This is a genomic window from Paenibacillus sp. FSL R5-0341 (assembly GCF_037975235.1).
GTDB lineage: Bacteria > Bacillota > Bacilli > Paenibacillales > Paenibacillaceae > Paenibacillus > Paenibacillus amylolyticus_A.
Genome location: NZ_CP150241.1, coordinates 189,894 through 213,553 on the forward strand (window position 1 = coordinate 189,894; position 23,660 = coordinate 213,553).

23 protein-coding genes, 1 tRNA gene and 1 other RNA gene are annotated in these 23,660 nt (G+C 43.8%); 20 read left to right on the forward strand and 5 right to left on the reverse strand.

Translation table 11 applies throughout. The features are described 5' to 3' along the window. Positions 1–9: 9 nt before the first annotated feature. Together clpP and MKX75_RS00940 are read right to left on the reverse strand one after the other, a co-directional pair. On the reverse strand, positions 10–606 hold the full coding sequence (clpP, locus tag MKX75_RS00935) for an ATP-dependent Clp endopeptidase proteolytic subunit ClpP (RefSeq protein ID WP_017691245.1): 597 nt from the start codon (positions 604–606) through the stop codon (positions 10–12). 176 nt (positions 607–782) lie between these two features. Continuing rightward, a tRNA-Arg gene (locus MKX75_RS00940) sits at positions 783–857 on the reverse strand. Positions 858–1,283: 426 nt separating this feature from the next. On the opposite strand from MKX75_RS00940, the gene MKX75_RS00945 reads away from it, so the two are divergent. The 11 genes from MKX75_RS00945 to ssrA all read left to right on the forward strand — a co-directional run bounded on the left by MKX75_RS00945 (position 1,284) and on the right by ssrA (position 14,109). Further along, the gene (locus MKX75_RS00945) at positions 1,284–2,309 is read left to right on the forward strand and encodes a sugar-binding domain-containing protein (RefSeq protein WP_062837745.1); all 1,026 of its coding nucleotides are present in this window, start codon (positions 1,284–1,286) and stop codon (positions 2,307–2,309) included. 107 nt (positions 2,310–2,416) lie between these two features. Then, complete coding sequence (gap, locus tag MKX75_RS00950; protein ID WP_017691243.1) at positions 2,417–3,424, forward strand: type I glyceraldehyde-3-phosphate dehydrogenase; 1,008 nt, start codon at positions 2,417–2,419, stop codon at positions 3,422–3,424. A gap of 149 nt (positions 3,425–3,573) precedes the next feature. Then, positions 3,574–4,755: a phosphoglycerate kinase gene (locus MKX75_RS00955; RefSeq protein WP_310342101.1), complete on the forward strand. Its 1,182-nt coding sequence runs from the start codon at positions 3,574–3,576 to the stop codon at positions 4,753–4,755. 33 nt (positions 4,756–4,788) lie between these two features. Further along, positions 4,789–5,541 carry a triose-phosphate isomerase gene (tpiA, locus tag MKX75_RS00960; RefSeq protein WP_076333467.1) on the forward strand — a complete coding sequence of 251 codons (753 nt, stop codon included), beginning with the start codon at positions 4,789–4,791 and terminating at the stop codon, positions 5,539–5,541. Between the two features lies 1 nt (position 5,542). Next, positions 5,543–7,087: a 2,3-bisphosphoglycerate-independent phosphoglycerate mutase gene (gpmI, locus tag MKX75_RS00965; protein WP_076333468.1), complete on the forward strand. Its 1,545-nt coding sequence runs from the start codon at positions 5,543–5,545 to the stop codon at positions 7,085–7,087. 240 nt (positions 7,088–7,327) lie between these two features. Next, positions 7,328–8,614: a phosphopyruvate hydratase gene (gene eno / locus MKX75_RS00970; RefSeq protein WP_062837741.1), complete on the forward strand. Its 1,287-nt coding sequence runs from the start codon at positions 7,328–7,330 to the stop codon at positions 8,612–8,614. 212 nt (positions 8,615–8,826) lie between these two features. Continuing rightward, complete coding sequence (gene secG, locus MKX75_RS00975; RefSeq protein WP_062837740.1) at positions 8,827–9,060, forward strand: preprotein translocase subunit SecG; 234 nt, start codon at positions 8,827–8,829, stop codon at positions 9,058–9,060. 253 nt (positions 9,061–9,313) lie between these two features. After that, positions 9,314–9,463, forward strand: coding sequence for a hypothetical protein (locus MKX75_RS00980; protein WP_339168015.1), 150 nt, complete (start codon positions 9,314–9,316; stop codon positions 9,461–9,463). Positions 9,464–9,613: 150 nt separating this feature from the next. After that, positions 9,614–12,412, forward strand: a complete 2,799-nt coding sequence (rnr, locus tag MKX75_RS00985) for a ribonuclease R (protein WP_339168017.1) — start codon at positions 9,614–9,616, stop codon at positions 12,410–12,412. Positions 12,413–12,674: 262 nt separating this feature from the next. After that, positions 12,675–13,157 carry an SsrA-binding protein SmpB gene (gene smpB, locus MKX75_RS00990; RefSeq protein WP_062837738.1) on the forward strand — a complete coding sequence of 161 codons (483 nt, stop codon included), beginning with the start codon at positions 12,675–12,677 and terminating at the stop codon, positions 13,155–13,157. Positions 13,158–13,744: 587 nt separating this feature from the next. Next, positions 13,745–14,109, forward strand: a transfer-messenger RNA (tmRNA) gene (ssrA, locus tag MKX75_RS00995). A 98-nt stretch (positions 14,110–14,207) separates the two neighbouring features. Here ssrA and MKX75_RS01000 read toward each other — a convergent pair. The 3 genes from MKX75_RS01000 to MKX75_RS01010 all read right to left on the reverse strand — a co-directional run bounded on the left by MKX75_RS01000 (position 14,208) and on the right by MKX75_RS01010 (position 16,044). Beyond that, the gene (locus tag MKX75_RS01000) at positions 14,208–15,158 is read right to left on the reverse strand and encodes a hypothetical protein (protein WP_339168018.1); all 951 of its coding nucleotides are present in this window, start codon (positions 15,156–15,158) and stop codon (positions 14,208–14,210) included. A gap of 221 nt (positions 15,159–15,379) precedes the next feature. Beyond that, the gene (locus MKX75_RS01005; protein ID WP_339168019.1) at positions 15,380–15,784 is read right to left on the reverse strand and encodes a type II toxin-antitoxin system death-on-curing family toxin; all 405 of its coding nucleotides are present in this window, start codon (positions 15,782–15,784) and stop codon (positions 15,380–15,382) included. Beyond that, on the reverse strand, positions 15,781–16,044 hold the full coding sequence (locus MKX75_RS01010) for an AbrB family transcriptional regulator (RefSeq protein ID WP_339168020.1): 264 nt from the start codon (positions 16,042–16,044) through the stop codon (positions 15,781–15,783). The genes MKX75_RS01005 and MKX75_RS01010 overlap by 4 nt, the downstream gene beginning before the upstream one ends. A gap of 724 nt (positions 16,045–16,768) precedes the next feature. Here MKX75_RS01010 and MKX75_RS01015 point away from each other — a divergent pair. The 9 genes from MKX75_RS01015 to MKX75_RS01055 all read left to right on the forward strand — a co-directional run bounded on the left by MKX75_RS01015 (position 16,769) and on the right by MKX75_RS01055 (position 23,565). Beyond that, positions 16,769–17,260 (forward strand): hypothetical protein, encoded by a 492-nt coding sequence (locus MKX75_RS01015; protein ID WP_339168022.1) that lies wholly within the window; start codon positions 16,769–16,771, stop codon positions 17,258–17,260. Positions 17,261–17,280: 20 nt separating this feature from the next. Then, positions 17,281–17,634, forward strand: coding sequence for a DUF1878 family protein (locus MKX75_RS01020; protein WP_315936587.1), 354 nt, complete (start codon positions 17,281–17,283; stop codon positions 17,632–17,634). Positions 17,635–17,781: 147 nt separating this feature from the next. Next, positions 17,782–17,976, forward strand: a complete 195-nt coding sequence (locus tag MKX75_RS01025; protein ID WP_339168026.1) for a hypothetical protein — start codon at positions 17,782–17,784, stop codon at positions 17,974–17,976. A gap of 2 nt (positions 17,977–17,978) precedes the next feature. Further along, positions 17,979–18,272, forward strand: a complete 294-nt coding sequence (locus MKX75_RS01030; protein WP_339168028.1) for a hypothetical protein — start codon at positions 17,979–17,981, stop codon at positions 18,270–18,272. Positions 18,273–18,591: 319 nt separating this feature from the next. Then, positions 18,592–19,431, forward strand: a complete 840-nt coding sequence (locus MKX75_RS01035) for a hypothetical protein (RefSeq protein WP_339168030.1) — start codon at positions 18,592–18,594, stop codon at positions 19,429–19,431. A 646-nt stretch (positions 19,432–20,077) separates the two neighbouring features. Further along, a complete protein-coding gene (locus tag MKX75_RS01040) occupies positions 20,078–20,275 on the forward strand; it encodes a hypothetical protein (protein WP_339168031.1) in 198 nt (65 codons plus the stop codon). Next, entirely contained in the window at positions 20,268–20,840 is a 573-nt protein-coding gene (locus MKX75_RS01045) for a zeta toxin family protein (RefSeq protein WP_076333478.1), read from the forward strand. The genes MKX75_RS01040 and MKX75_RS01045 overlap by 8 nt, the downstream gene beginning before the upstream one ends. 681 nt (positions 20,841–21,521) lie before the next feature. Then, positions 21,522–22,163: a polysaccharide deacetylase family protein gene (locus MKX75_RS01050; RefSeq protein ID WP_339168033.1), complete on the forward strand. Its 642-nt coding sequence runs from the start codon at positions 21,522–21,524 to the stop codon at positions 22,161–22,163. A 148-nt stretch (positions 22,164–22,311) separates the two neighbouring features. Then, positions 22,312–23,565, forward strand: coding sequence for a mechanosensitive ion channel domain-containing protein (locus MKX75_RS01055; protein WP_062837733.1), 1,254 nt, complete (start codon positions 22,312–22,314; stop codon positions 23,563–23,565). The last annotated feature ends 95 nt before the right edge of the window (positions 23,566–23,660 follow it).

A 23,660-nucleotide genomic window follows, 5' to 3' on the forward strand; every position in this document is an offset into this window, starting at 1 on the left:
ACGTCACACTTAGATGCCTTGGGAACCTACGTTTTCGATAACTTTATCAATGATACCGTAATCGGCAGCTTCAGCAGCACTCATGAAATAGTCACGATCTGTGTCTTTCTCGATCCGCTCCAGCGGTTGACCTGAACGCTCAGAGATGATGCGGTTCAAGGTATCACGCATTTTCAGGATGCGGCGAGCACGAATTTCGATGTCCGAAGCTTGACCTTGAGCACCACCAAGTGGTTGGTGAATCATGATTTCACTGTTAGGCAACGCAAAACGTTTCCCTTTCGCACCGGCATTCAGCAAGAATGCACCCATGGAAGCGGCCATACCTACACAGATGGTAGATACATCCGGTTTGATGAATTGCATTGTATCGTAAATCGCCATACCGGCTGTAATCGATCCGCCTGGGCTGTTGATGTATAAGTGAATGTCTTTCTCCGGATCTTCCGCAGCCAGGAACAACATCTGTGCCATAATGGCATTAGCCACTACGTCATTAACATCGCTACCAAGGAAAATAATACGATCCTTCAGCAATCTGGAGTAGATGTCGTAGGCGCGCTCACCTCGGTTGCTCTGTTCAACGACCATTGGAATAAAACTCACGTGAAAAACCTCCTCGGAATGTAAATGTTATTGGTGTTTATACTTAAACTGTTACCGTATTACCCACATAATAAACAATTCCAAACAAAAAGTCAAAGAAAGTCAAACTAACTTGCAAAAAAAAGAAACCTTTCCGGTTTCATTGGTTAAATGGGTTATGAGCTGTTAGATAAAAATGGCGCGCCCGCCAAGAATCGAACTTGGATCTCAGGCTTCGGAGGCCTACGTCATATCCATTGGACCACGGGCGCACATTATGTGACAGCAATAATGATTATAGCTCATGAAATATTTAATTGCAAGCAGTTCGTTGTGGTATTGGTTTGGATTGAGTTAAAAATGATCATGATGAAGAAGAGTGGATAAAGAGTGCATTTAAGTAAATGCTATTAGAGGTTTTGGACATGCCGTGTGAAATGTGTTTCTGAGCGATATGTAGACGAAAATAATTTGTTTCTTCTATATATGGTATGCGTGAGCTAGTCCTTGATCATGGAAGTCTAGGATTGTGAAAATAGGCGCGTACAAACGCTGGAAGCGTGTCGAAATAAGACGTTGAAACACTTGCATGTCACGTCAGTTTTAGGTAGAATAGACGTGGGACTTAAAAAGTTAACCCGGGACGTTTTAGGGCCACGAAAGAGAGCTTGGAACGAGAACTTGCGGGAGTGGAAAGCATGCGAACGATTTTAGAAGTACAAAAGCAGCTTCTGCCTGATCTCATGGATATCTTGAAAAAGAGGTATACGATTCTGCAACAGATCATGTTATCGGATGTGATCGGACGGAGAACGTTAGCTAATTCCATGCAGATGACCGAGCGGGTTCTGAGGGCTGAGACCGATCTGTTAAAGGCTCAGGGACTTATCGAAATTGACAGTGCAGGAATGAAGATCAGCGAGGCAGGGTATGATTTGCTGCAGCAGTTAGAGCCCGTTGCCAAAGAGTTGTTCGGATTATCCGAGCTGGAAGAGCGCATCAAGCAAGCCTACGGTCTGCAAAAGGTAGTTGTGGTTCCTGGCGATTCGGATGTTTCTCCATTTGCCAAAAGGGAACTGGGCAGAGCCGGAGCGAAGGCTCTCGGCAATATCATGAGTGACAACGACGTTGTCGCCGTAACTGGCGGATCAACAACGGCCGAAGTCGCAGAGCAGCTGACTCCGCCAACATCGCTCAAAGGTGTCTGGTTCGTACCAGCACGCGGTGGACTTGGAGAAAGCCTTGAAATTCAGGCGAATACGATCGCATCCACAATGGCAAAACGGGTAGGAGCGCAATACAAACTCCTGCATGTACCGGATTTGCTTAGTGATCATGCCTATGAATCATTAATCCAAGACCCCAGTGTTCAGGAAATTCTGGAGCTGATTCGGAAATCGCGGATTGTTATTCATGGAATTGGTGATGCCGTGGAGATGGCGACAAGACGTAAACTTGCGACGGAGATTATAGATGAACTCCAAGAGCAAGGGGCCGTATCTGAGTCTTTCGGTTATTACTTTAATGATCAGGGTGAGGTGGTACATACCATGCTTACACTGGGAATGCGACTTCAGGATATTGAACGAACCGATGTCGTGATCGGAATTGCAGGTGGCAAAAGCAAAGCTGCTGCCATTCACTCCGTGTTGCGATTTGGTCAGGAAGATATTCTGATTATTGATGAGGCTGCTGCCGAAGTCATCGTAGCCGAAATGGAATAAGAGTTTACTTTTCATTACAACCATTGTTGTCTTGACGGACTTCACCGTCTGTCTTGAATATATAAGTTTCATAAAAAAATTAATCAAAACTTGGGAGGAACTTACTCATGATTAAAGTAGGTATTAACGGTTTTGGACGTATTGGACGCTTGGCATTCCGCCGTATTCAAAATGTAGCAGGCATCGAGGTAGTAGCAATCAACGACTTGACTGACGCTAAAATGCTGGCTCATTTGCTCAAATATGATACAACTCAAGGTCGCTTCGATGGCGATGTTGAAGTACACGATGGCTTCTTCAAAGTGAACGGCAAAGAAGTTAAGGTATTGGCTAACCGTAACCCAGAAGAACTTCCTTGGGGCGACCTGGGCGTAGATATCGTTCTGGAATGTACTGGTTTCTTCACAACTAAAGAAGCAGCTGAGAAACACTTGAAAGGTGGAGCTAAGAAAGTTGTTATCTCCGCACCAGCTACTGGCGACATGAAAACCATCGTTTACAACGTAAACCATGAAATCCTCGACGGTACTGAAACTGTAATCTCCGGCGCATCTTGCACAACAAACTGCCTGGCACCTATGGCAAAAACACTGCAAGACAAATTCGGAATCGTTCAAGGTTTGATGACTACAATTCACGCTTACACTGGCGACCAAAACACGTTGGATGCTCCACACCCTAAAGGTGACTTCCGTCGTGCTCGCGCAGCAGCTGAAAACATCATCCCTAACACAACTGGTGCTGCTAAAGCAATCGGTCTGGTAATTCCAGAACTGCAAGGCATCCTTGATGGTGCAGCTCAACGTGTACCAGTAGCTACTGGTTCCCTGACTGAGCTCGTAACTGTTCTGAACAAAAAAGTAACGGCTGAAGAAGTTAATGCAGCTATGCAAGAAGCTTCCGATCCAGAAACTTTCGGATACACTGAAGACGAAATCGTATCTTCCGATATCCAAGGAATCACTTTCGGTTCCCTGTTTGATGCAACTCAAACTAAAGTTCTGACTGTTGGCGACCAACAATTGGTTAAAACTGTAGCTTGGTATGACAACGAAATGTCCTACACTGCACAATTGGTTCGCACTTTGGAGCACTTTGCAAAAATGATTAAGTAATATCTGCAATAACATAGAGCGGAAACAGATGCTATTGTTTCCGCTCTTTATATATCTACATTTTGCAAATTTCTCAAAAACACCAGGATTGACAAGGGATTTCAGCTCTTGATTGGTCCACCAAATACATGGGTGCGGAGGAAATACAGATGAACAAAAAAAGTGTACGCGATATCGAATTGACAGGAAAACGGGCTTTTGTCCGTGTAGATTTCAATGTGCCGCTCGAAGATGGTAAAATTACAGATGACAAACGTATTCGTGCAACGCTTCCTACAATCAACTTCTTGATTGAAAAAGGTGCTAAAGTCATTTTGGCAAGCCACATGGGTCGTCCTAACGGCGAAGTGGTTGAATCCTTGCGTTTGACTCCAGCAGCTGAGCGTTTGTCTGAATTGCTTGGTAAAACAGTTGTTAAAGCTGACGATTCTGTTGGTGACGCTGTTAAAGCTCAAATCGCTGAACTGAACAACGGCGACGTATTGTTGCTTGAAAACGTTCGTTTCCACGCAGGCGAAGAGAAAAATGATCCAGAACTCGCAAAACAATTCGCTGAACTGGCTGACGTTTTCGTTAACGATGCGTTTGGCGCGGCTCACAGAGCACACGCTTCGACTGAAGGAATCGCTCACTTGCTTCCAGCAGTGTCCGGTTTGTTGATGGAGAAAGAACTTGAAGTGTTGGGTAAAGCAATCTCCAACCCTGAGCGTCCTTTCACAGCCATCATCGGCGGATCCAAAGTTAAGGACAAAATCGATGTAATCGACAACCTGCTGAACATTGCAGATAACGTGATCATCGGTGGCGGTCTGACTTACACGTTCTTCAAAGCACAAGGACATGAAATTGGACAATCCTTGCTGGATGAATCCAAACTTGATGTTGCTCTCGGTTTCATCGAAAAAGCGAAAAAACTGGGCAAGAACTTCTACCTGCCGGTAGATATCGTAGTGTCTGACGATTTCAGTGCAAAAGCTAACACGCAAATCGTTGACATCGACGGCATCCCAGCAGATTGGGAAGGTATCGACATCGGTCCTAAAACACGTGAGATCTATGCTGACGTAATCAAAAACTCCAAATTGGTTGTATGGAACGGACCAATGGGCGTATTTGAAATCGAGCCATTCTCTCACGGTACTCGTGCAGTAGCGGAAGCTTGCGCAGAGACAGAAGCTTACACTGTAATTGGTGGCGGTGACTCCGCAGCAGCAGCTGAGAAGTTCAAATTGGCTGACAAAATGAACCACATCTCTACAGGTGGCGGTGCATCCCTCGAGTTCATGGAAGGTAAAGTACTTCCAGGCGTAGTGGCATTGAACGACAAGTAAGTTTTAGTCTATAGCATGAAGGAGTTGAAACCCATGAGAACACCGATTATCGCAGGTAACTGGAAAATGTTCAAAACGGTTTCCGAATCCAATGACTTCATTCAGGAAGTTAAAGGAAAAGCGGAAGTTGAAGGCGTGGAGACTGTAATCTGCGCACCGTTTACAAATCTGCCATCCCTGGTAGAAGCCGTTAAAGGCACAAACATCAAAATTGGTGCACAAAATCTTCATTTTGAAGACAACGGTGCATTCACAGGTGAAATCAGCGGCGTGATGCTGAAAGACCTGGGTGTGGATTATGTCATTATTGGTCACTCGGAGCGCCGTCAATATTTTGCGGAAACCGATGAGACTGTCAATAAAAAGTTGCATGCAGCATTCCGTCACGGATTGACTCCAATCTTCTGCCTTGGTGAGACGCTTGAAGAGCGTGAAGCGAACCAAACAAAAGACGTATGCAAAGTGCAAACAGTAGCTGCTTTTGAAGGTCTGTCTGCTGAGCAAGCGGCACAAGTCGTTATCGCTTATGAGCCAATCTGGGCGATTGGTACAGGCAAATCCTCCACTTCCCAAGATGCGAATGAAGTTATTGCTTACATCCGTACGCTGGTGAAGGATCTGTACAACGAGACGGTAGCTAATGCAGTTCGTATTCAATACGGCGGCAGTGTTAAACCGGAGAACGTAACAGAATACCTCGGACAAAGCGACATCGACGGCGCGCTTGTTGGCGGTGCCAGCTTGCAGCCGGCTTCGTTCATCGCGCTTGTTGAGGGGGCGAAGTAAGATGACAGCTCCAAAACCTGTAGCACTGATCATCATGGATGGCTTTGGTCTGCGTAACACGGTGGAAGGCAATGCGGTCGCGCAAGCCAAGAAACCGAACTACGACCGTTTCATGAGCCAATTCCCACACACAACACTCACTGCTTGCGGTGAAGCTGTAGGTTTGCCAGAAGGGCAAATGGGAAATTCCGAGGTAGGTCACCTGAACATTGGTGCCGGCCGGATCGTATACCAGGATTTGACCCGTATCTCCAAATCCATTCGTGACGGCGAGTTCTACGACAATGAAACACTTGTCAAAGCTGTTCGCGAAGCGAAACAAAGCGGCAAAAAGCTTCATCTCTACGGCTTGTTGTCCGATGGCGGCGTACATAGTCACATCGACCACCTGTTTGCTATGCTGGATCTGGCTAAAAAAGAAGGAATGAACGATGTATATATTCATGCCTTCATGGATGGCCGTGATGTTATGCCAGACAGTGGTAAAGACTTCATGCAGAAACTGATCGCCAAGATTGAAGAAGTTGGTGTAGGTAAAATCGCAACGGTTCAAGGTCGCTATTACGCGATGGACCGTGACAAACGTTGGGAACGGGTTGAGAAATCATACCGCGCCATCGTTTATGGAGATGGACCGAAATACACTGACCCACTCAAAGCGGTTGAAGAATCGTATGAGAAATCCGTATTTGATGAATTCGTTGAACCAACGGTTATCGTCAAAGCGGATGGTGAGCCGGTAGGTTTGGTAGAGAGCGGCGATTCCGTTATCTTCCTTAACTTCCGTCCTGACCGTGCGATCCAGTTGTCGCAAGTATTCACGAACCAGGATTTCCGCGGTTTCGATCGTGGTCCGAAGTTCCCTGTGGGCTTGCACTTTGTATGCTTAACTTTGTTCAGTGAGACGGTTGAAGGTTATGTGGCTTATTCGCCGAAGAACCTCGACAACACGCTGGGTGAAGTTCTGGTACAGAACAATAAAAAACAACTGCGTATTGCAGAAACTGAGAAATACCCGCACGTTACCTTCTTCTTCAGCGGCGGTCGTGATGTGGAGCTTCCGGGTGAAACTCGCGTACTGATCAACTCACCAAAAGTTGCAACGTATGACCTGCAACCGGAGATGAGCGCGTATGAAGTGGCTGATGCATGTGTTCGCGAGATCGAAGCAGACAAACATGACGCCATCATTCTGAACTTTGCTAACCCTGACATGGTTGGACACTCCGGCATGCTGGAGCCTACCATCAAAGCGGTTGAAGTAACAGATGAGTGCATGGGACGTGTTGTGGATGCAGTACTTGCCAAAGGCGGCGTTGTACTGATCACTGCGGATCATGGTAACGCGGATATGGTGTTCGATGAGCAAGGACGTCCGTTCACAGCTCATACAACGAACCCGGTTCCATTCATCGTTACCGATGCAAATGTAACCCTGCGTGAAGGCGGAATCCTGGCGGATATCGCGCCAACGATCCTTGACCTGATGCAATTGCCTAAACCGGAAGAAATGACAGGAACATCTGTTATCGCTACCCGTAAATAAGTTACGCAACAACATATATGAAATTGGGAAGTTTGGAGTTTACCCGGAACGAAGGCAGCAGAAATAGTCTGAAGAAGCGGAGCGTTCGCCTTTATCACATGATTCCAACTTATGACGATAAGTTCAAAGAAATCAGGGGATAACAGAGATCGGAAGACGATTCTGCTAACGTAGTGGAAAAGGGAAAACACAAGTGGTCCTAATTTTTAATAAATTTAAATTTAAAGGAGATTATCACAAATGACTATTATTTCTGACGTGTACGCTCGCGAAGTCCTCGACTCCCGCGGTAACCCTACAGTAGAAGTTGAAGTATACCTGGAGTCCGGCGCAATCGGACGCGCAATCGTTCCATCCGGTGCATCCACTGGTGCCCACGAAGCAGTTGAGCTTCGCGATGGCGACAAATCCCGTTACCTCGGTAAAGGCGTTCTGCAAGCTGTTAAAAACGTAAACGAAACAATCGCTCCAGAAGTTATCGGTATGGATGCATTGGATCAACTGGGAATCGACAAATTGATGATTACTTTGGATGGTACGCCAAACAAAGGTAAACTGGGTGCTAACGCAATCTTGGCTGTATCCATGGCAGTAGCTCGCGCAGCTGCTGACGCTCTGGACCTGCCATTGTACGTTTACCTGGGCGGATTCAACGCTAAAGCACTGCCAGTACCAATGATGAACATCATCAACGGTGGTGAGCATGCTGACAACAACATCGACGTTCAAGAGTTCATGGTTCTTCCAGTTGGAGCACCAAGCTTCAAAGAAGCTCTTCGCGTAGGTGCGGAAATCTTCCACAACCTGAAATCCGTATTGAGCTCCAAAGGCTTGAACACAGCTGTAGGTGACGAAGGTGGTTTCGCACCGAACCTTGGTTCGAACGAAGAAGCAATCACTACAATCATCGAAGCTATTGAAAAAGCAGGTTACAAACCAGGCGTTGACGTATTCCTGGGTATGGACGTTGCTTCCACTGAGTTCTACAAAGATGGTAAGTACACACTTGCTGGCGAAGGTAAATCTTACACTTCCGCTGAGTATGTTGACCTTCTGGCTTCATGGGTTGAGAAATACCCAATCATCACAATCGAAGACGGTATGTCCGAAGATGACTGGGATGGTTGGAAATTGCTCACTGAGAAATTGGGAGACAAAGTACAACTCGTTGGTGATGACCTGTTCGTAACGAACACTGAGCGTCTGGGTAGAGGTATCGACGAAGGTATCGGTAACTCCATCCTGATCAAAGTTAACCAAATCGGTACATTGACTGAAACATTCGATGCAATCGAAATGGCTAAACGTGCAGGATACACAGCTGTAATCTCCCACCGTTCCGGTGAGTCCGAAGACAGCACAATCGCTGACATCGCTGTTGCAACTAACGCTGGTCAAATCAAAACGGGTGCTCCTTCCCGTACAGACCGTATCGCGAAGTACAACCAATTGCTCCGCATTGAGGATCAACTGGGTGAACTGGCTCAATACAATGGTCTTAAAGGATTCTACAACCTTAAAAAATAAGCTGGATATCCAGCTTTTACGGGCAAGCCGGGTAACCGGCTTGTCTTTTTTATTGAAACAGAATAGTGGTATATCGTGCAGATTACGTAGATGGTGAAATTTAGGGCATTGTATGAACTGCACTACTTGTATCACAACAATAGCTATGTTACAATTAAAGTAACTGTTTTTATGGTGAGATGTTATGCCCACATGGGTAGGAGGTGGAAAGAATGGATATTGCTTTGAAATTGCTGCTCGTTGTCTTCTCGATCGGTCTAATCACTGTAGTATTGCTGCAGCACGGAAAAAGCGCTGGTTTGGCGGGTGCCATCTCCGGTGGTGCGGAACATCTTTTCGGTAAAACGAAAGCGCGCGGATTGGATCTCTTCCTGCAACGTGCAACGGTGGTACTGGGTGCAGGATTTATGATTTTGTCTATTATTGTTACGGTTGTTTCCAAGTAAGACTTGGAACTGCTGAGCAATGAATAGCTTAAGCCAATGGCTTCATTGATGAACCTTCGTTTCGTGGAGAAACGGGGGTTTTTTAATAAATTCTTACGCGTCCAAACTTTTCCAACGATTTATTGACTCCATGATTTCGGTCTTCTTCTCACTTCTGTTCGGTTTTCCTTCCTTAGTGGCAACACACCCCTATCATGTATGGTATGTCCTCGCTTATTCGTTACGCGAACTTACTCCTTATAATGAATGTCATGTGTACAGAAAATTTTCGGATGTGGTCGTTTTACAGATGCGTGCAGCACGTGTATTGCATAAAATGTCTGTAGAGATACGTGAAAGCGTGATTTTAGAGGAGCGCCCGGCAACTGTGGTTTTTTTGCGAGGTACGGATGGGCCGGATTGAATTCGTGTATACTAGGGTATGAGATAGTATGGTTGCACGACTACACTCTTCACGACAGTTACATTGTACTGCATGAAAATGGTATGGATTCCGATACATAAAGAGATGAGACCCGATTACACTTTTATGTTTCCCGAGGTGAATATATTAATGATAACAGAACAACAATTGCTCGACTTCATGCGGGAAACCGCTTATAAACCGATGACTTATCAGGAGTTGGAACAGCACTTCGGGCTCGAAGATGCAGCTGATTTCAAAGCCTTTTTGATTATGCTTAATACGCTGGAGGAATCCGGTAAAGTTTTGCTGACACGTAACAATCGCTATGGCATGCCAGAGCGCATGGATTTGGTACGCGGACGTTTACAAGCTCACGCCAAAGGTTTTGCTTTCCTTATTCCAGAGGATCGGGAGCACCCTGATGTGTACATTCACGCCAATGATATGAAGAGTGCGATGAATGGTGACACCGTATTGGTTAAAGTTACTTCTCAAGGACCTTCTGGCGGCCGCCTGGAGGGTGAGATCGTTCGTATTGTTACTCGTGCTGTGACACAAGTGGTTGGTGTGTTCCAGAGCCATGAGGTGTACGGCTTCGTCATTCCGGATGACAAACGGATTAATCGCGATATTTTCATCCCGCGTACGAATTTTGCTGGGGCGGTTGATGGACAGAAGGTTGTAGCCAAAATCCTCAGCTATCCGGAGGGCCGTGCGGCAGCTGAGGGTGAAGTGATTGAGATTCTCGGTCATAAGGATGAGCCGGGTATTGATATTTTGTCCGTCATCCGCAAGCATCAGCTGCCTGAAGCTTTCCCGGATGAAGTGGTAGAAGAGGCGGAGAAAGCACCAGACTCCATCACGGATCAAGAGATTGTACAACAGGGGCGCCGTGATCTGCGTGGACTTAACATTGTTACGATTGATGGCGAAGATGCCAAGGATCTGGATGACGCTGTTAACGTAGAGAAGCTGCCTAACGGGAACTATCGTCTGGGTGTTCATATTGCCGACGTTGGCTATTATGTGCAGGAGAATTCCAAGCTGGATCAGGAAGCTTATAACCGCGGATGCAGTGTGTATTTGGTAGACCGGGTTATTCCGATGTTGCCACAACGTCTGTCCAACGGGATTTGTAGTTTGAACCCACAGGTAGACCGTTTGACTTTGTCTTGTGAGATGGAGTTTAACGACCAGATGAAGGTTGTGAAACATGACATTTTCACGAGTGTAATTAAAACTAAAGAGCGGATGACGTATTCCAACGTTCGCAAAATCCTTGAAGGTGAAGAGCCCGAATTGCTCGAGCGTTATAAGGATCTGGTTGACGATTTCCATCTGATGAAAGAGATTGCTTTGAAACTTCGTGCTATGCGTATGCGCCGTGGTGCGGTTGACTTTGATTTTGAAGAATCCAAAATCATTGTGGATGCAGAATGCAAACCGGTAGATATCGTGAAACGTGAGCGCTCGATTGCAGAGCAAATCATTGAGGAGTTCATGTTGGCAGCGAACGAAACAGTGGCAGAGCATTTCCACTGGTTGAAGGTTCCGTTCATTTATCGTGTGCACGAAGACCCGGATCAAGAAAAACTGCAAAATTTCCTCGCCTTTGCGGCGAATTTCGGACACCAGGTCAAAGGACGTGGCAACGCGATTCATCCACGTGCACTTCAATCATTGCTTGAAGATATCAAAGAAACGAAAGAGCAAACCGTGATCAGTACGATGATGCTCCGTTCCATGAAACAGGCGAAGTATGATTCCGAAATGTCGGGTCACTTTGGCCTCGCGGCAGAATTCTATAGTCACTTTACGTCTCCAATTCGTCGTTATCCCGATCTCGTCATTCACCGGGTGATTCGCGAAGTCATTGAAAATAATGGTGCATTGCCGGAGAACCGTCAGGAGTATTTGGCAGCACGTATGTCCGATATTGCGCAGCAGTCTTCGGAACGTGAACGTGTGGCGGTAGAAGCTGAGCGGGATACGGAGAAAATGAAAAAAGCCGAGTACATGCTCGACAAAGTAGGCGAAGAGTTCGAAGGCATGATCAGCAGTGTGACCAGCTTTGGTATGTTCATTGAACTGGAGAACACGGTTGAAGGTCTAATTCGCTTGAGTGCACTCACGGACGACTATTACCATTTTGACGATCAGCATATGGCTCTGATTGGTGAACGTACCTCGAAAGTCTTCCGCATCGGTGATGAAGTGAAGATTCGTGTGGCACGTGTAAGCATGGAAGAGTATACGATTGATTTTGAAATGGTCGATATGAAACCTCGCGGTGAACGTCCTGGCGGCGGCTTCGGTGGCGGACGTGGCGGTAAAGGTGGACGCCCAGCAAGTGGTGGCGGACGCGGCGGTGCCAAGGGTGGACCAGGTGGATTCAGCGGTTCACGTGGCGGCAAAGGCAGTTCGGCAGGTGCTGGAGCCAGTCGTGGTGGCAGATCAACGGAAGAAAGCAGCAAAGGTGGACGTGGCGGTCGCGGTGGAGCAGCGAGTGCAGGCGCGAGCGCAGGCTCATCCGGTGGCTACGCAGGTAAAGGCGGCGGTAAACCAAAAGGTGAGCGTCGTACTGGTGAAGCTGGCGGATCGACTGGCCGGGGCAAAGGTGCGGTGAGCTTTGGTTTTGGCTCCGGTAAAGGCGGATATAGCTCTACATCGGGTGGATCGGATAGTAGTTCAACCGGTGGACAAGGAAGTGGTCTGAACGGCGGCAGCGGTCGCGGTGAAGGAAGCTTTAAGTCCGGCAAGGGCGGCGGTAAAGGTGGCAAAGGCGGAAGTGGACGCAAAAACACTTCGCCGAGCGGTGTATTTATTGGAGAGAATGCAACTCCTGGTGGCGCTCAGGAAGGCGGAGCACCACGACGCAAGCGGAAGAAGAGCAAAGGTGCAGCTGGTAACGGCACGGCAGCTTTTGTACGTAAAAAGAAAAAATAATAAGGCTACAGTCACTTGGAGAGCTGGACTGCAATTAGTTCCTCCAAGTTAAGCGTTAGAGAAATAGTAACTTCAGCCGGTGTATTGTTTCGCACAGTCTGAAAGTGGTGTAATGAGGAGGGGCGGCAGAGGTCGCCTCTTTCTTGATTTTAACAGCCGTACTTGCTACAATTAAGGTCTGGCACGTGGTACCTTGGTGCAACATTGGGTGCGCTGCTATAGAGCATGGTACCGGCTTATTTTACGGAGAAGGAGTGAGGACATGGGCAAGAATGATGGACAGAGTAAAGTGCTCGCACAGAATAAAAAGGCTTCCCATGACTACTTCATTGAAGATACGTATGAAGCGGGCATGGTGCTTACCGGAACGGAGATCAAATCTCTTCGTAACGGCCGTGCGAATATTGGTGATGCGTTTGCCACGATTCGGAACGGTGAGATTCATATTCACAATATGCATATTAGTCCTTTTGAACAAGGGAACCGAAATAATCCGCTCGATCCAACTCGTACGCGCAAGTTGTTGATGCATAAAGTGCAGATTCACAAGCTGCTCGGGCTGTCGAAACAGGACGGATACAGCATTGTGCCTTTGAAGATCTATATCCGCAACGGTTATGCGAAGCTTTTGCTCGGACTGGGTAAAGGTAAGAAACAGTTCGACAAACGTGAGACTGCAGCCAAGCGGGATGCACAACGTGATATTCAACGGGCAATGCGCGAGAAGCAGAAGGTTGCGCGTTAAGTGGATTGTTGGGCGTGGAAAGCTGCATCTTAGGTGTAAGTTAGTTCTCGTATGGAGCTAGGAAGAGTGTTGTACGAGTTAAGGAGTCTCAAGGTTTGTCCTGTATTGGGCAAGATTGAGGCTTTTTTTATTTGTAGTGTGGAAGGTGATTTGATGTGAATAGCTGAAATATGAAGTTGGCTGATTTTTGTTGTGTGTGATTAAGTAAATTGCTAGGAGTATGAAGCTAAGTGCGGTGAGGAATCTAAATTATCAGCTGTTGCGTAGTTTGTCAGGGTAGTGGGTAAGATACTTAGGTACAGTTGTTCGTGATCGGATCTGGGTAAACTTTACTTCCGATTGGTGACGCGGTATAATATGTAGACGATTGAGCCTGTTGTACTGGATAACCTTGCACACATGCTCAGCCTGCTGGAATGTCTTCCAGCAATCTGTACTATTTCGGTGATGTGTCCTGTGTTATGATTATTCATGTAGCAGACAGGAATGCCGAGTTTGAAAGAAGCATCTTTTTACCTTGGAGGAAAAAGATGTGTAGCACCTTTGCTCCGTATTCACGGATTAATCCTGGAGCCCTTCTTCATTGAGGGGGCGTTTATGGATTCGACGGGGATAGTTCGAGCATGGGTAGCGGGTAGTGGGGACGCGTCCGCTTCATCAACGCTAAAGCCTATTAAACGGCAAACAACAAACAAACTACGCTTTCGCAGCCTAAGAAACTGTGTGCGTGCTTCTAACCTGCATCGCCCATGTGACAGGATTAGGGGCTAACAAGTAGTGGGATACGCTGTCACATCTCCGCCTGGGGTGTGCTGAAGAAGACAATCAGGCTGACCCAACGTATAGCCGGTTACGGGGCGATACTCGGGTGACATCAAAACTGTGACTACACCCGTAGAAGCTTATGTGTCGTTATCTTCGGACAGGGGTTCGACTCCCCTCGCCTCCATTAGTCAAATCCACAACCGCATCTGGTTGTGGATTTTGCGTTTAATACATCATTCATTTAAAGGAGAGTGGATGAGTACGAAGAAGTTTTAAAGTAGATTATTAAAGGAAGTTGCAGTGAATTTGTTTCTTATGAACAGCAATCCCCTTTATAGTTTGAGTACTACTGACTTTGCTAGATGAGCGTTCAATCATTCCAAAAAAGAATAATTCGACTGTTTTATTGCTTTTCTTTGCAGAATTCAGTTCATTTACAATATTTTTGAATACTGGGGCAAATACTCTTAGTCGGGCGAATGTCTTAACTTTGTCTTGTGTTCTGAGAGTAATGGGTGTTTTTCTCAGGTTGATTTCATACCAATCGAAACCATCCTTATCTTTTTCAATCTTATCAACACTACTGAAAATCCCTCTCATCACTATTAAGTCTTTTGGTTTTGGTGAAGAAAATTTGTTATAAAGCTTGTCCCAGTTTTCAAAATATAGGTTCATCCAATTGCTTGTAACACCAAAGAAACTAAACTCCATAAAATTTATTGATTTATCTTTATCCCACTCATGAGCAACTTTAGCAATTGCTTTTGCGGAGTTAATATAATCCGATAGCTTTGTGGTACTTGAAGTGTAGTTACTTCTTAAACTAGTGGATTTATCTTTTTCTTTTTCTTTTATGGGTATGAATTCTTCAGACAAAACCTTCATAATGTTAAACTTTAGTTCAATTGGTATGTTAATTCGAATCTTTAAGTTTTTATTAGCAACTACCCCATGAACTTTACTTGTAGGTTTTTTAATGTTTTGATGAACATTAGCCTCAAAGTCGCAGGGATTACCATTTACAAGATTGTGTGAATGTCCGTTCTTTAAACGAAATAAATGTGAGATATATACCTCATTTCGAATATGTGACCTGACAAAAGTTATTGGCGATTTACAATACTTACATTCTAAATTTGTTCGTAACAGGTTATCCATTTCTGCATCTTCAGATGTTATTATGCCTTTGATTAAATGCCTTGCTTCCTCCATGCTTTTTCCTTTTGTTTTGGTCACTGTAGCCATCTCCAAAGGTTATTTAGTGTCATAATTATACTTCAATAGAGGTAAATCCCTTAAATTGTCGTGTGGAATTGAAAATAATAGATTTATTTTAATAACCTAGGCTATCACATCATATTTCTCAGCATCATGTGGCGACAAATTGTAGTTTTGCACAGCCACGGTTCGCCCCCATCACTAGGAACACCATCCGCAGAAACATGGTGTTTTGCTTTTTATGTTGTTATCGGATGGGAGTGGGCTTCAATGATTGCAGCGGCGTGTCCACGGTCGAATTGATGATTAACCATATCCACCGTAAAGTCTTCGGCTTTCTGGGTATTCATTTTAAAATGCAAGCCATTGTAACGCAGAAATATAACTAGTGCTGTAAATGCTGTTCGTTTATTTGCATTGTGAAAAGGATGGTTTTGACCAAGTGATTCGAACAAAGCGGCAGCCTTTTCATAAATAGTAGGATAAGCATCATTACCAAATACCGTAGATTGTGGTCGGTGAACAGCCGATTCGAGCAATCCAGGTTCTTTAACGCCAATATGTTCCCCTGGACTGTAACGTTGAATCATAGCTACATTAATGGCTATTACTTCCTGAACAGATAAATAACGAGTTTGCGTCATCTATCTTTGAGTCCCTGAAGTGTTTGATCGTATTCCTCGATGACATCGGTCAAAGCGTTCATAAAGTCTGGACTAATTCCTACAGGCAAAGAGACTTTTGTTGACTTCTTAATAATAATTTCCCCTGAGTCTGGACTAACCTCAATGTTGACTGTATCACCTTGATCCAATCCAATTTGCTTCAAAGCGTCAGTCATGGTTATACCTAGACTGTTACCAAATTTGGATACTTTTCGCTCCATCTCAACCATCCTTTTCATATGTGCTCCTCCTTATCATCATATTCAACTGTTATAACAATTATACAATTATAGACGTAGAATTCAACCTATACGGGCGTCTGTTCAGGTGACATCAAAACTGTGACTACACCCGTAGAAGCTTATGTGTCGTTATCTTCGGACAGGGGTTCGACTCCCCTCGCCTCCAAGATGGTACTTAATTAGTAAGTACTATGTTGAAGGCGTTTAGAGAAAATCTCCAAGAAAAAAAAGAATCAGACGGTGAGCATCTGAATGATGTTCCACCGATCTGATTCTTTTTTTATTACAATCTGACGGAACATGGATTGCACAAGTAGCTTTTGCGTCTCAGGTTCGATCAGTACCCAGTTATCTTTCAAGTTGCCATCATGTCTTTTATTTCTTCGGTTGTCAGCTCATTGATGTAATAATTATCAGGACTGTTTTGTTTACGTATATATTTTTATCAAGCAGCGTGTCCGGCTCTTATTTGTCTGAAGCTCAGCGGTGGCCTTGCGCCCCAGTAAACGTTTGACGATCTGGACCACTTAATAATACTTGTCTGCACCGGTAGAGGATTACTGCTGTCATAACACTGGTGAAGTCCTTTTTTTGTTTTATTTTGTTCATTATTTCTAAATTAACAATATATACACAATTATTTACAAAATGTGGTTGAAAGAGTTTGTGGATCGATATAATATACAAAATGTAACAAAATCCCAATTAAGGAGTGATATTTTTGTTGAACAAAGCGTGGAAAGTTGGAGTTGCCTTCGCATTATCTAGTGTTATGATGGTAGGAACATCGGTCGGTGCCTTTGCTTCAAGTTTACCACAAGAAAAAATCATTACTGAAATTGAAACTACTATTACAACGCCTACTGTAACTCCTATTGTAAATGAAACTATCAATGCAGCACCTGGTAACGATAATGTTGAAATTCAAGGTAAGGCAAAGGTTGCATCAGCCGCAATTAAGGCATTGTCTAAATTCGTAAAGAATAACTCGGATACAATTCGTGATCTCTTGCCTGGCGATAAATTGAAAGATGCCTGGGATGAAGCTAGTTGGAATATTACTAATGAATTGGATTTCTTAGCTTCTTTAGGTGACGCGGTTGAAGACCAAGTTCAAAATGCTATTGTACAAGCTATTATGGGCGTAGCTCAAGGATCTATTAGCAGTTCAGTGGCTAATAGAATTGCTAATGTAGTAATGTTGTTCTTATAAAAAAGGAGTAATATAATACTATGCCAAACGAATCACTAGAAGAGAAAGTAGAAAGATTGGAACTGTACGTTACGCTCCTGCGGCAAATTGCTGTAGATCCCGAGGAATATCGATTGTGGGATTGGGTGATTGCAAATGAACTAAACGTTGATCAGTATAATTCAATTAAGAATGTATTAAAATTATGTGTTCGAGCAAATCTTGCGGCCGAGAAAGATCCATCTGTGAAAATTCCTACATTGGAAGAACTGGTTGATGACTTAGTCCCAATTCTATCTCCAAATCCGAGAATAGCACATACTAAGGGTGTTATCGAACTGTTACGAAATGCTGTGAAAATGACACCTTACCTATCTTTACAAAAATACTTATAAGCGTATCAAAGCAACGAATTTTGACTTTGAAGGGTTTTGGAAAAGCTTCATCTTGCAGTAAATCTGCGGATGGAGCTTTTTTCATGTTGAATAACGAACGTACATTCGCATATAATACAAACAAACGTTCTTATTGGAGGGATATACATGCCAGTGAAATACTTGGGTTGTTTAGTTGAAATCATTTACGAGGATCAAAGCGGAAAGATAACGAAGCGTCGTATCCAAGTTAAAAGCATTCGATCCGGAATGGTCAAAGTATTGTCAGGGCAGCCGCGGACATTTAAGGAATCCGGTTTACTGGCATGTCATCCGATCATGACGACAGCACAGGGGGCATAAACATGTTGACTGATTACGAACGGAAAGTACTAAGGATCTTGTTTAATTACAGTAGCGGCCGCAGACGATTACCAACGGTCCATGAACTTACGGTTAAGACAGGTAAGGGGAAGCCAGATGTTATGGCTGCTTTGGACTCTCTTGTGACTGCTGCATACATACATTGGGAGGACAGGTCTGAATCTGCCCACATAGTGATACTGGAAGGCTGGGAACGTGAATCGGAAAAGCCTAAGCTTCCCAAGGCAACACCATTGGAACAGCAGAATGATTTAAGTTACTGGACCCAATATTAAGAAGGCGTTTATATGGGCAGGCACATTCTTATTCATACGAAGCATCTTTTTTTGTATATTTCTAGACTGATCAAATCGGCTGGCAAGTGTACTGAGATTTGTCTGAGGACAAGAAAATATTCACAGTAAGAATCGCTATTTTAGCGGCACATGTAGGTGAATATCTAAATAAAAAAACGTATGTATTTTAAACCTCTATAAGTGCCATAACACATGACCTCCAGCGATTACTTTTCGAACAACCGAAAAAAACCTTTATTTCCTTAATAACCCAGTTCATAATATGTATGAGATTACATACTTTATTAGGAGGGTTTTTATGATTAAAAAAATGTTATCATCTTTACTTGTTTCCGCACTTATAGTTACAGGAAGTTCTGCTGCTTATGCTTCGCCAGATGAAAGTGCCAAAGCTCCCACTATACAAACTAATTCGATCAGCAAAGATTTGTATACTGTTGATGGAGATTTCCTTGGTAGTTTGAACAAAACCACAACTATAGAACAAGTAACTGATGAAAACGGTAAAGCCTCGTATACCTCTACTGTGACTAAGGATTACGAACTAACAGAAGCATATGCAGCTATTCCGGCATATGCAGAAAAATTCGCAGATTCAACCGAAGTTAGAACATTTTCTGTTAATGAAGAAAATGAACTTGAAGTTAATGGTGAAGTGATTTCAGAAAATGATTTCCCTACAACCTCATTTAGCCGCCCTGGTTTCGGTGGTACTTCATTCGCATTAAACTCTAGCGACGCTGGTGGCCCTCCTACAATTTCCCATTACTACAGCAACAGTGATAGAACTAGATATACCTTTGGTACATATAGTGGTGTATCTTTTAAATTTGATCATGGGGTATACGTTGGTCCTACTGGAAGCAATGCTTCCAGAACCAGTATAACGAAGAGTAATAATTATTTCTATGAAGCTAAAGCAGCTATGGATTCCGCTGAAACTAATTATCGTGACACTTATGTAAGTGCGGCATCGTTTTCGTTCGCAGCTACTCTTACATTTTTCTCTATGGGTAATGTACTTACATTTTTACCTGCTGGAGGCGCACTTGGATTTGCTGCAGTAGACCTTTACAATACTTTTAGCGATCTTCAAGATGATGTTGCAGATGCCTATTATGCTGTCTCGCATATGTAACTAATACACGTAATTATTCAGATCTTTAGATTTTTTCATGCAATTGATACAAATTAAAGACAATAAAGGAACCTACTACTCCATTTTATTTTGGTAAAGAGGTTCCTTTATTTTGTTTATGGAGTTATTGTTATTAATAGCATAAATAATACAAGGGGCGTGAGATTATTAACTGGACAGTTTTTGTAGGCTTGGGTTTATATATTTACATTGTTATATTAGTGAGTTATCGGTTGATAAAAAAAGATACAACAAAACACCATATATCGAACATAGCATTCTTAATACTCTCTATTATTTGCATAAACGCGATAGATTCAGTAAACATATTTAGACCGATAATTATGCTGGTTACGTTTGTGATTTTAGTTATATATGTATCTATTTTAATTATAAAAATTGTTAAGAAGAGACTGGATTAATTAACCAGTCTCTTTTGTTCTTCTATATATAGATCTCTTTACCGAGCGATGCAAATTTTTCTTCTATTATAAAGGCGAATCAGCAGTTATCAAATATTAAGTACCAAATGGGGGGCGATGCCCCCTGCCTCCATTAGAGTCAAGAAACCATCAACCAGCGTTCTGGGTTGGTGGTTTTTTAGTTTATGATATAATAAACAGAAATTTAGATTGGGGGACTCCAGATGTTTGAAAATCGAGAACAGCTCCAAGAAATTTTGAAAAAAGCAAATCAATATGCACGGAAACAAGCTAAAGAATCAGGTGCCTCTATCTATTATATAAAGAATAACAAACGCGTTCGTGAGGATGCTGAAGGCAATAAATTTGAAATTATTTTTGATGCTACTGGAAAACGGCAGGAGTTTGAGTATCATGAGTGAAACCAAACCAGTCATGACTGTGTTTGCTGGAACCAATGGAGCAGGGAAAAGTACACTCAGCATGCAAATGAAAGAGTGGCTTGGTGAACTGGTTGATCCTGATCAGATTGCCAGAGAGTTGAAGCCAGAGAATCCGCGCAGTGCTGACCTGTCTGCTGGCAGGGAAGCTGTGAAAAGAATCCGATCTCTGATTAAAAGTGGTGTAAACTTCGCTATTGAAACGACATTGTCCGGATCATTTGTTTTAAAACATATGGAAATAGCAAAAGAAAACAGTTACGAAATTTTTGTATACTATATCGGCCTTGAGGATGTCCAAATGCATATAGATCGTGTAGCCTCACGTGTTGAACAAGGTGGGCATTGGATTGCAGAAGAAGATATTCGTTATCGATATGGTGAGTCATTGAAGAACCTTAAACCGGCTCTAGCTATCGCAGATCAGGTTATCATTATTGATAATACATACGAGCCTTTAATTGTTGCGGAAATCATACAGAGTGATTTGATCTATTGTGTTGAGTCCATACCTGCTTGGGCCAATCCTGTTCTTAAGGATTACTGATACTTGGGTGACATCAAAACGGTGAATACACCCGTAGAAGCTTATGTGTCGTTATCTTCGGACAGGGTTCGACTCCCTTCGCCTCAAATCCACAACTTGTAGCTTAAAGATGACGTGACTCCATATATTCCTTGTATACGAGTACCTTTTCTTCGTAATTACCAATCAACTTCTTGATTTCAAGAAGGTTACGTCTAGAGATGTGGTCCTTAAGTCAGAAAGCAGTTGTTGCAGATATTCTTCTGTAATGACTGCTTTTTCTTTTACCTAAGGGGCTTCTAACAACTTCGTTTCCAGTTCAACCTTTTGCTGCTCTAATGCCCCTGAATTTCAAGAATGATAGGCTTATTAAACCACTAGCTACTACATTTAGAATGTTCTCGTTCTGAAATTCTACATCTACTAAACTTTTGGACAGGTGCCGTTTTGAATAGTAAGAGATACAGGGGGAGTTAGTTTGAGGAATACTCGAAAAAACAGTAGTGACTGAGTGGCTTGTTTATGTGACTCATTGCAAATTTTAATAAGTATGCCTCCAGACAGAAGAGCATGATCGCAGGTGCGATCAAAGGTTAGATTAGAGAGCAGGTGAAGTTGTGATTTCTTGACTAGACCGCGGCGTATAGACATGGAATAATAAGGGGGATGTAGCCAGTCAATTGCAGAGAGGGGGTATTATTTATGGTCAATATCGCGATGGTAGAGCAGGAGTCTGTTCGGGAAAAGGTTGTGGCGTTCACGTTTGATGATGGGCCGCATCCGGTGTACACACCTCAAATGCTTGAGATTTTCCGCGCTGTTGGTGGGCGGGCGACGTTTTTCATGATTGGCCAAGAGATGGAGGCTCACCCGGAGATTGCGGCAGAGGTGCACCGGGAAGGGCATGAGATCGCCAACCATACGTACACGCATCCGAACCTGACCAAGTTGACGCTGGAGGAAGCCAGGGAGGAGCTCCAACGCGCAGAAAATCTTGTCCAAGAAGTCACGGGGCAACCTGCCCGCAGCTTCCGACCGCCCTATTTTGGAGTAAATGATGATATACTGTCTCTGGCGGCGGAGCGCGGATATCGCACGATTGGTGCGGTCAACGGTGATGCGAGAGATTGGGACAATCCCGGCGTTGAGCACATTCTGGAGCATACCCGGTCTGCGGTGAAACCCGGCAGCGTGCTCATATTCCATGACGGATACGGGGATCGTTCCCAGACGGTGGAGGCGGTTCGTGTGTTGGTGGATGAGCTGGTCGCGGAAGGGTATAGATTGGTGACAGTAAGTGAGATATTGGACATTTCTCATGTGAATGATATAAAGACGACATAATCAAGTGGGCCCATCATTCTTTGAATGAAAGGGTCTTTTTTTAATATATATAATGCATATGAAGAACGGAGCGGAAGCACAAATTTTGCTTACCAACCTAATCTACTTTATAATAATAGGCTAAACTAGACTGCGTTAGGAGGAAACAATGGACTTTATCAGAAATCAACTAGAGGGAATGGGCATGAGTGAGCCATCCATTGGATATCTTTCGAATATAATTATGGTTATTTTTATAGCGGTGATCTCGGTGGTTGCGAATTTCATAGCCAAAAAGATTGTGCTGAAGACGATCAACCATATCGTTAACAACAATCGGTACAAGTGGGGCAACATCATTGTGGAGAAAAAATTATTCCATAAGTTGTCGCATCTCGTGCCGGCGATTATCATCTATTATTCGGCTTATATTTTTCCGTCCTACCAGGCCTTGATTGAAAAGGCTGCGATGACATACATGATCGTTATCATGATTACGGTGCTCAACGCACTGCTGAATGTCTTCGATGATATCTATCGTTCCTATGAAGTGTCGAAGATTCGCCCAATCAAGAGTTACATTCAGGTAGCTAAGATCGTCTTGTTCATCATTGGTGGAATTATCGTCATCTCCAGCCTGATTGGACAAAATCCGCTTATTATCCTGAGTGGACTTGGTGCGTTATCGGCTGTACTGATGCTGGTTTTCAAGGATTCCATATTGGGTCTGGTAGCCGGCGTTCAACTATCTTCGAATGACATGGTGCGGGTCGGTGACTGGATTGAAATGCCCAAATATAATGCAGACGGTGATGTCATCGACATTACATTGAACACAGTGAAAGTGATGAATTTCGATAAAACGATTACGATGATTCCAAGCTACGCCCTCATTTCAGACTCGTTCCGGAACTGGAGAGGCATGCAGGTCTCTGGGGGCAGACGGATTAAACGAAGCGTCTATATCGATATCAGCAGCATTCGTTTTTGTACAGAAGAGATGGTCGCCGAATTTGAGAAAATTCACTACTTGAGCGATTATGTTTCCGCAAAATTGAAGGAAATTCAAGCATATAACATGGAGCACCAGGTGAATACGGAAAGCAACGTGAACGGTAGACAGCTCACCAATGTGGGTGTGTTCAGGGAATATATCCATCAGTATTTGAGGAATCATCCGAAAATCAATAAAGATATGACGATGATTGTGAGACAACTAGCACCAGAAGATCGCGGGCTGCCTCTGGAAATCTATGCATTCAGCAACGATATTAACTGGGGTGTGTATGAGAATGTGCAAGCGGATATCTTTGACCATATTTTTGCGGTTGCACAAACCTTTGGACTTCGTGCGTTCCAGAATCCAACCGGGCATGATATTGTGCAACTGAAAGAGGATAAACAATTTGCACGAGAATATTAGGTTTTTTTCAATTCATAAGCTGTTAACCCATCTGGGTTGATGGCTTTTTGTCTGTGATATAATAGGCATATTTTAAGAACGAAGAAGTAGGGGGA

Bases quoted from the DNA above. Each gene is read 5' to 3' on its own strand.
- MKX75_RS01040 (WP_339168031.1), top strand. From the start codon at position 20,078: ATGTTTGAAAATCGAGAACAGCTCCAAGAAATTTTGAAAAAAGCAAAT.
- MKX75_RS00945 (WP_062837745.1), top strand. From the start codon at position 1,284: ATGCGAACGATTTTAGAAGTACAAAAGCAGCTTCTGCCTGATCTCATG.
- MKX75_RS01030 (WP_339168028.1), top strand. From the start codon at position 17,979: ATGTTGACTGATTACGAACGGAAAGTACTAAGGATCTTGTTTAATTAC.
- gpmI (WP_076333468.1), top strand. From the start codon at position 5,543: ATGACAGCTCCAAAACCTGTAGCACTGATCATCATGGATGGCTTTGGT.
- gap (WP_017691243.1), top strand. From the start codon at position 2,417: ATGATTAAAGTAGGTATTAACGGTTTTGGACGTATTGGACGCTTGGCA.
- MKX75_RS01050 (WP_339168033.1), top strand. From the start codon at position 21,522: ATGGTCAATATCGCGATGGTAGAGCAGGAGTCTGTTCGGGAAAAGGTT.
- MKX75_RS01035 (WP_339168030.1), top strand. From the start codon at position 18,592: ATGATTAAAAAAATGTTATCATCTTTACTTGTTTCCGCACTTATAGTT.
- MKX75_RS00955 (WP_310342101.1), top strand. From the start codon at position 3,574: ATGAACAAAAAAAGTGTACGCGATATCGAATTGACAGGAAAACGGGCT.
- MKX75_RS01005 (WP_339168019.1), bottom strand. From the start codon at position 15,784: ATGACGCAAACTCGTTATTTATCTGTTCAGGAAGTAATAGCCATTAAT.
- MKX75_RS01045 (WP_076333478.1), top strand. From the start codon at position 20,268: ATGAGTGAAACCAAACCAGTCATGACTGTGTTTGCTGGAACCAATGGA.
- eno (WP_062837741.1), top strand. From the start codon at position 7,328: ATGACTATTATTTCTGACGTGTACGCTCGCGAAGTCCTCGACTCCCGC.
- MKX75_RS01010 (WP_339168020.1), bottom strand. From the start codon at position 16,044: ATGAAAAGGATGGTTGAGATGGAGCGAAAAGTATCCAAATTTGGTAAC.
- MKX75_RS01020 (WP_315936587.1), top strand. From the start codon at position 17,281: ATGCCAAACGAATCACTAGAAGAGAAAGTAGAAAGATTGGAACTGTAC.
- MKX75_RS01025 (WP_339168026.1), top strand. From the start codon at position 17,782: ATGCCAGTGAAATACTTGGGTTGTTTAGTTGAAATCATTTACGAGGAT.
- secG (WP_062837740.1), top strand. From the start codon at position 8,827: ATGGATATTGCTTTGAAATTGCTGCTCGTTGTCTTCTCGATCGGTCTA.
- tpiA (WP_076333467.1), top strand. From the start codon at position 4,789: ATGAGAACACCGATTATCGCAGGTAACTGGAAAATGTTCAAAACGGTT.
- smpB (WP_062837738.1), top strand. From the start codon at position 12,675: ATGGGCAAGAATGATGGACAGAGTAAAGTGCTCGCACAGAATAAAAAG.
- rnr (WP_339168017.1), top strand. From the start codon at position 9,614: ATGATAACAGAACAACAATTGCTCGACTTCATGCGGGAAACCGCTTAT.
- MKX75_RS01055 (WP_062837733.1), top strand. From the start codon at position 22,312: ATGGACTTTATCAGAAATCAACTAGAGGGAATGGGCATGAGTGAGCCA.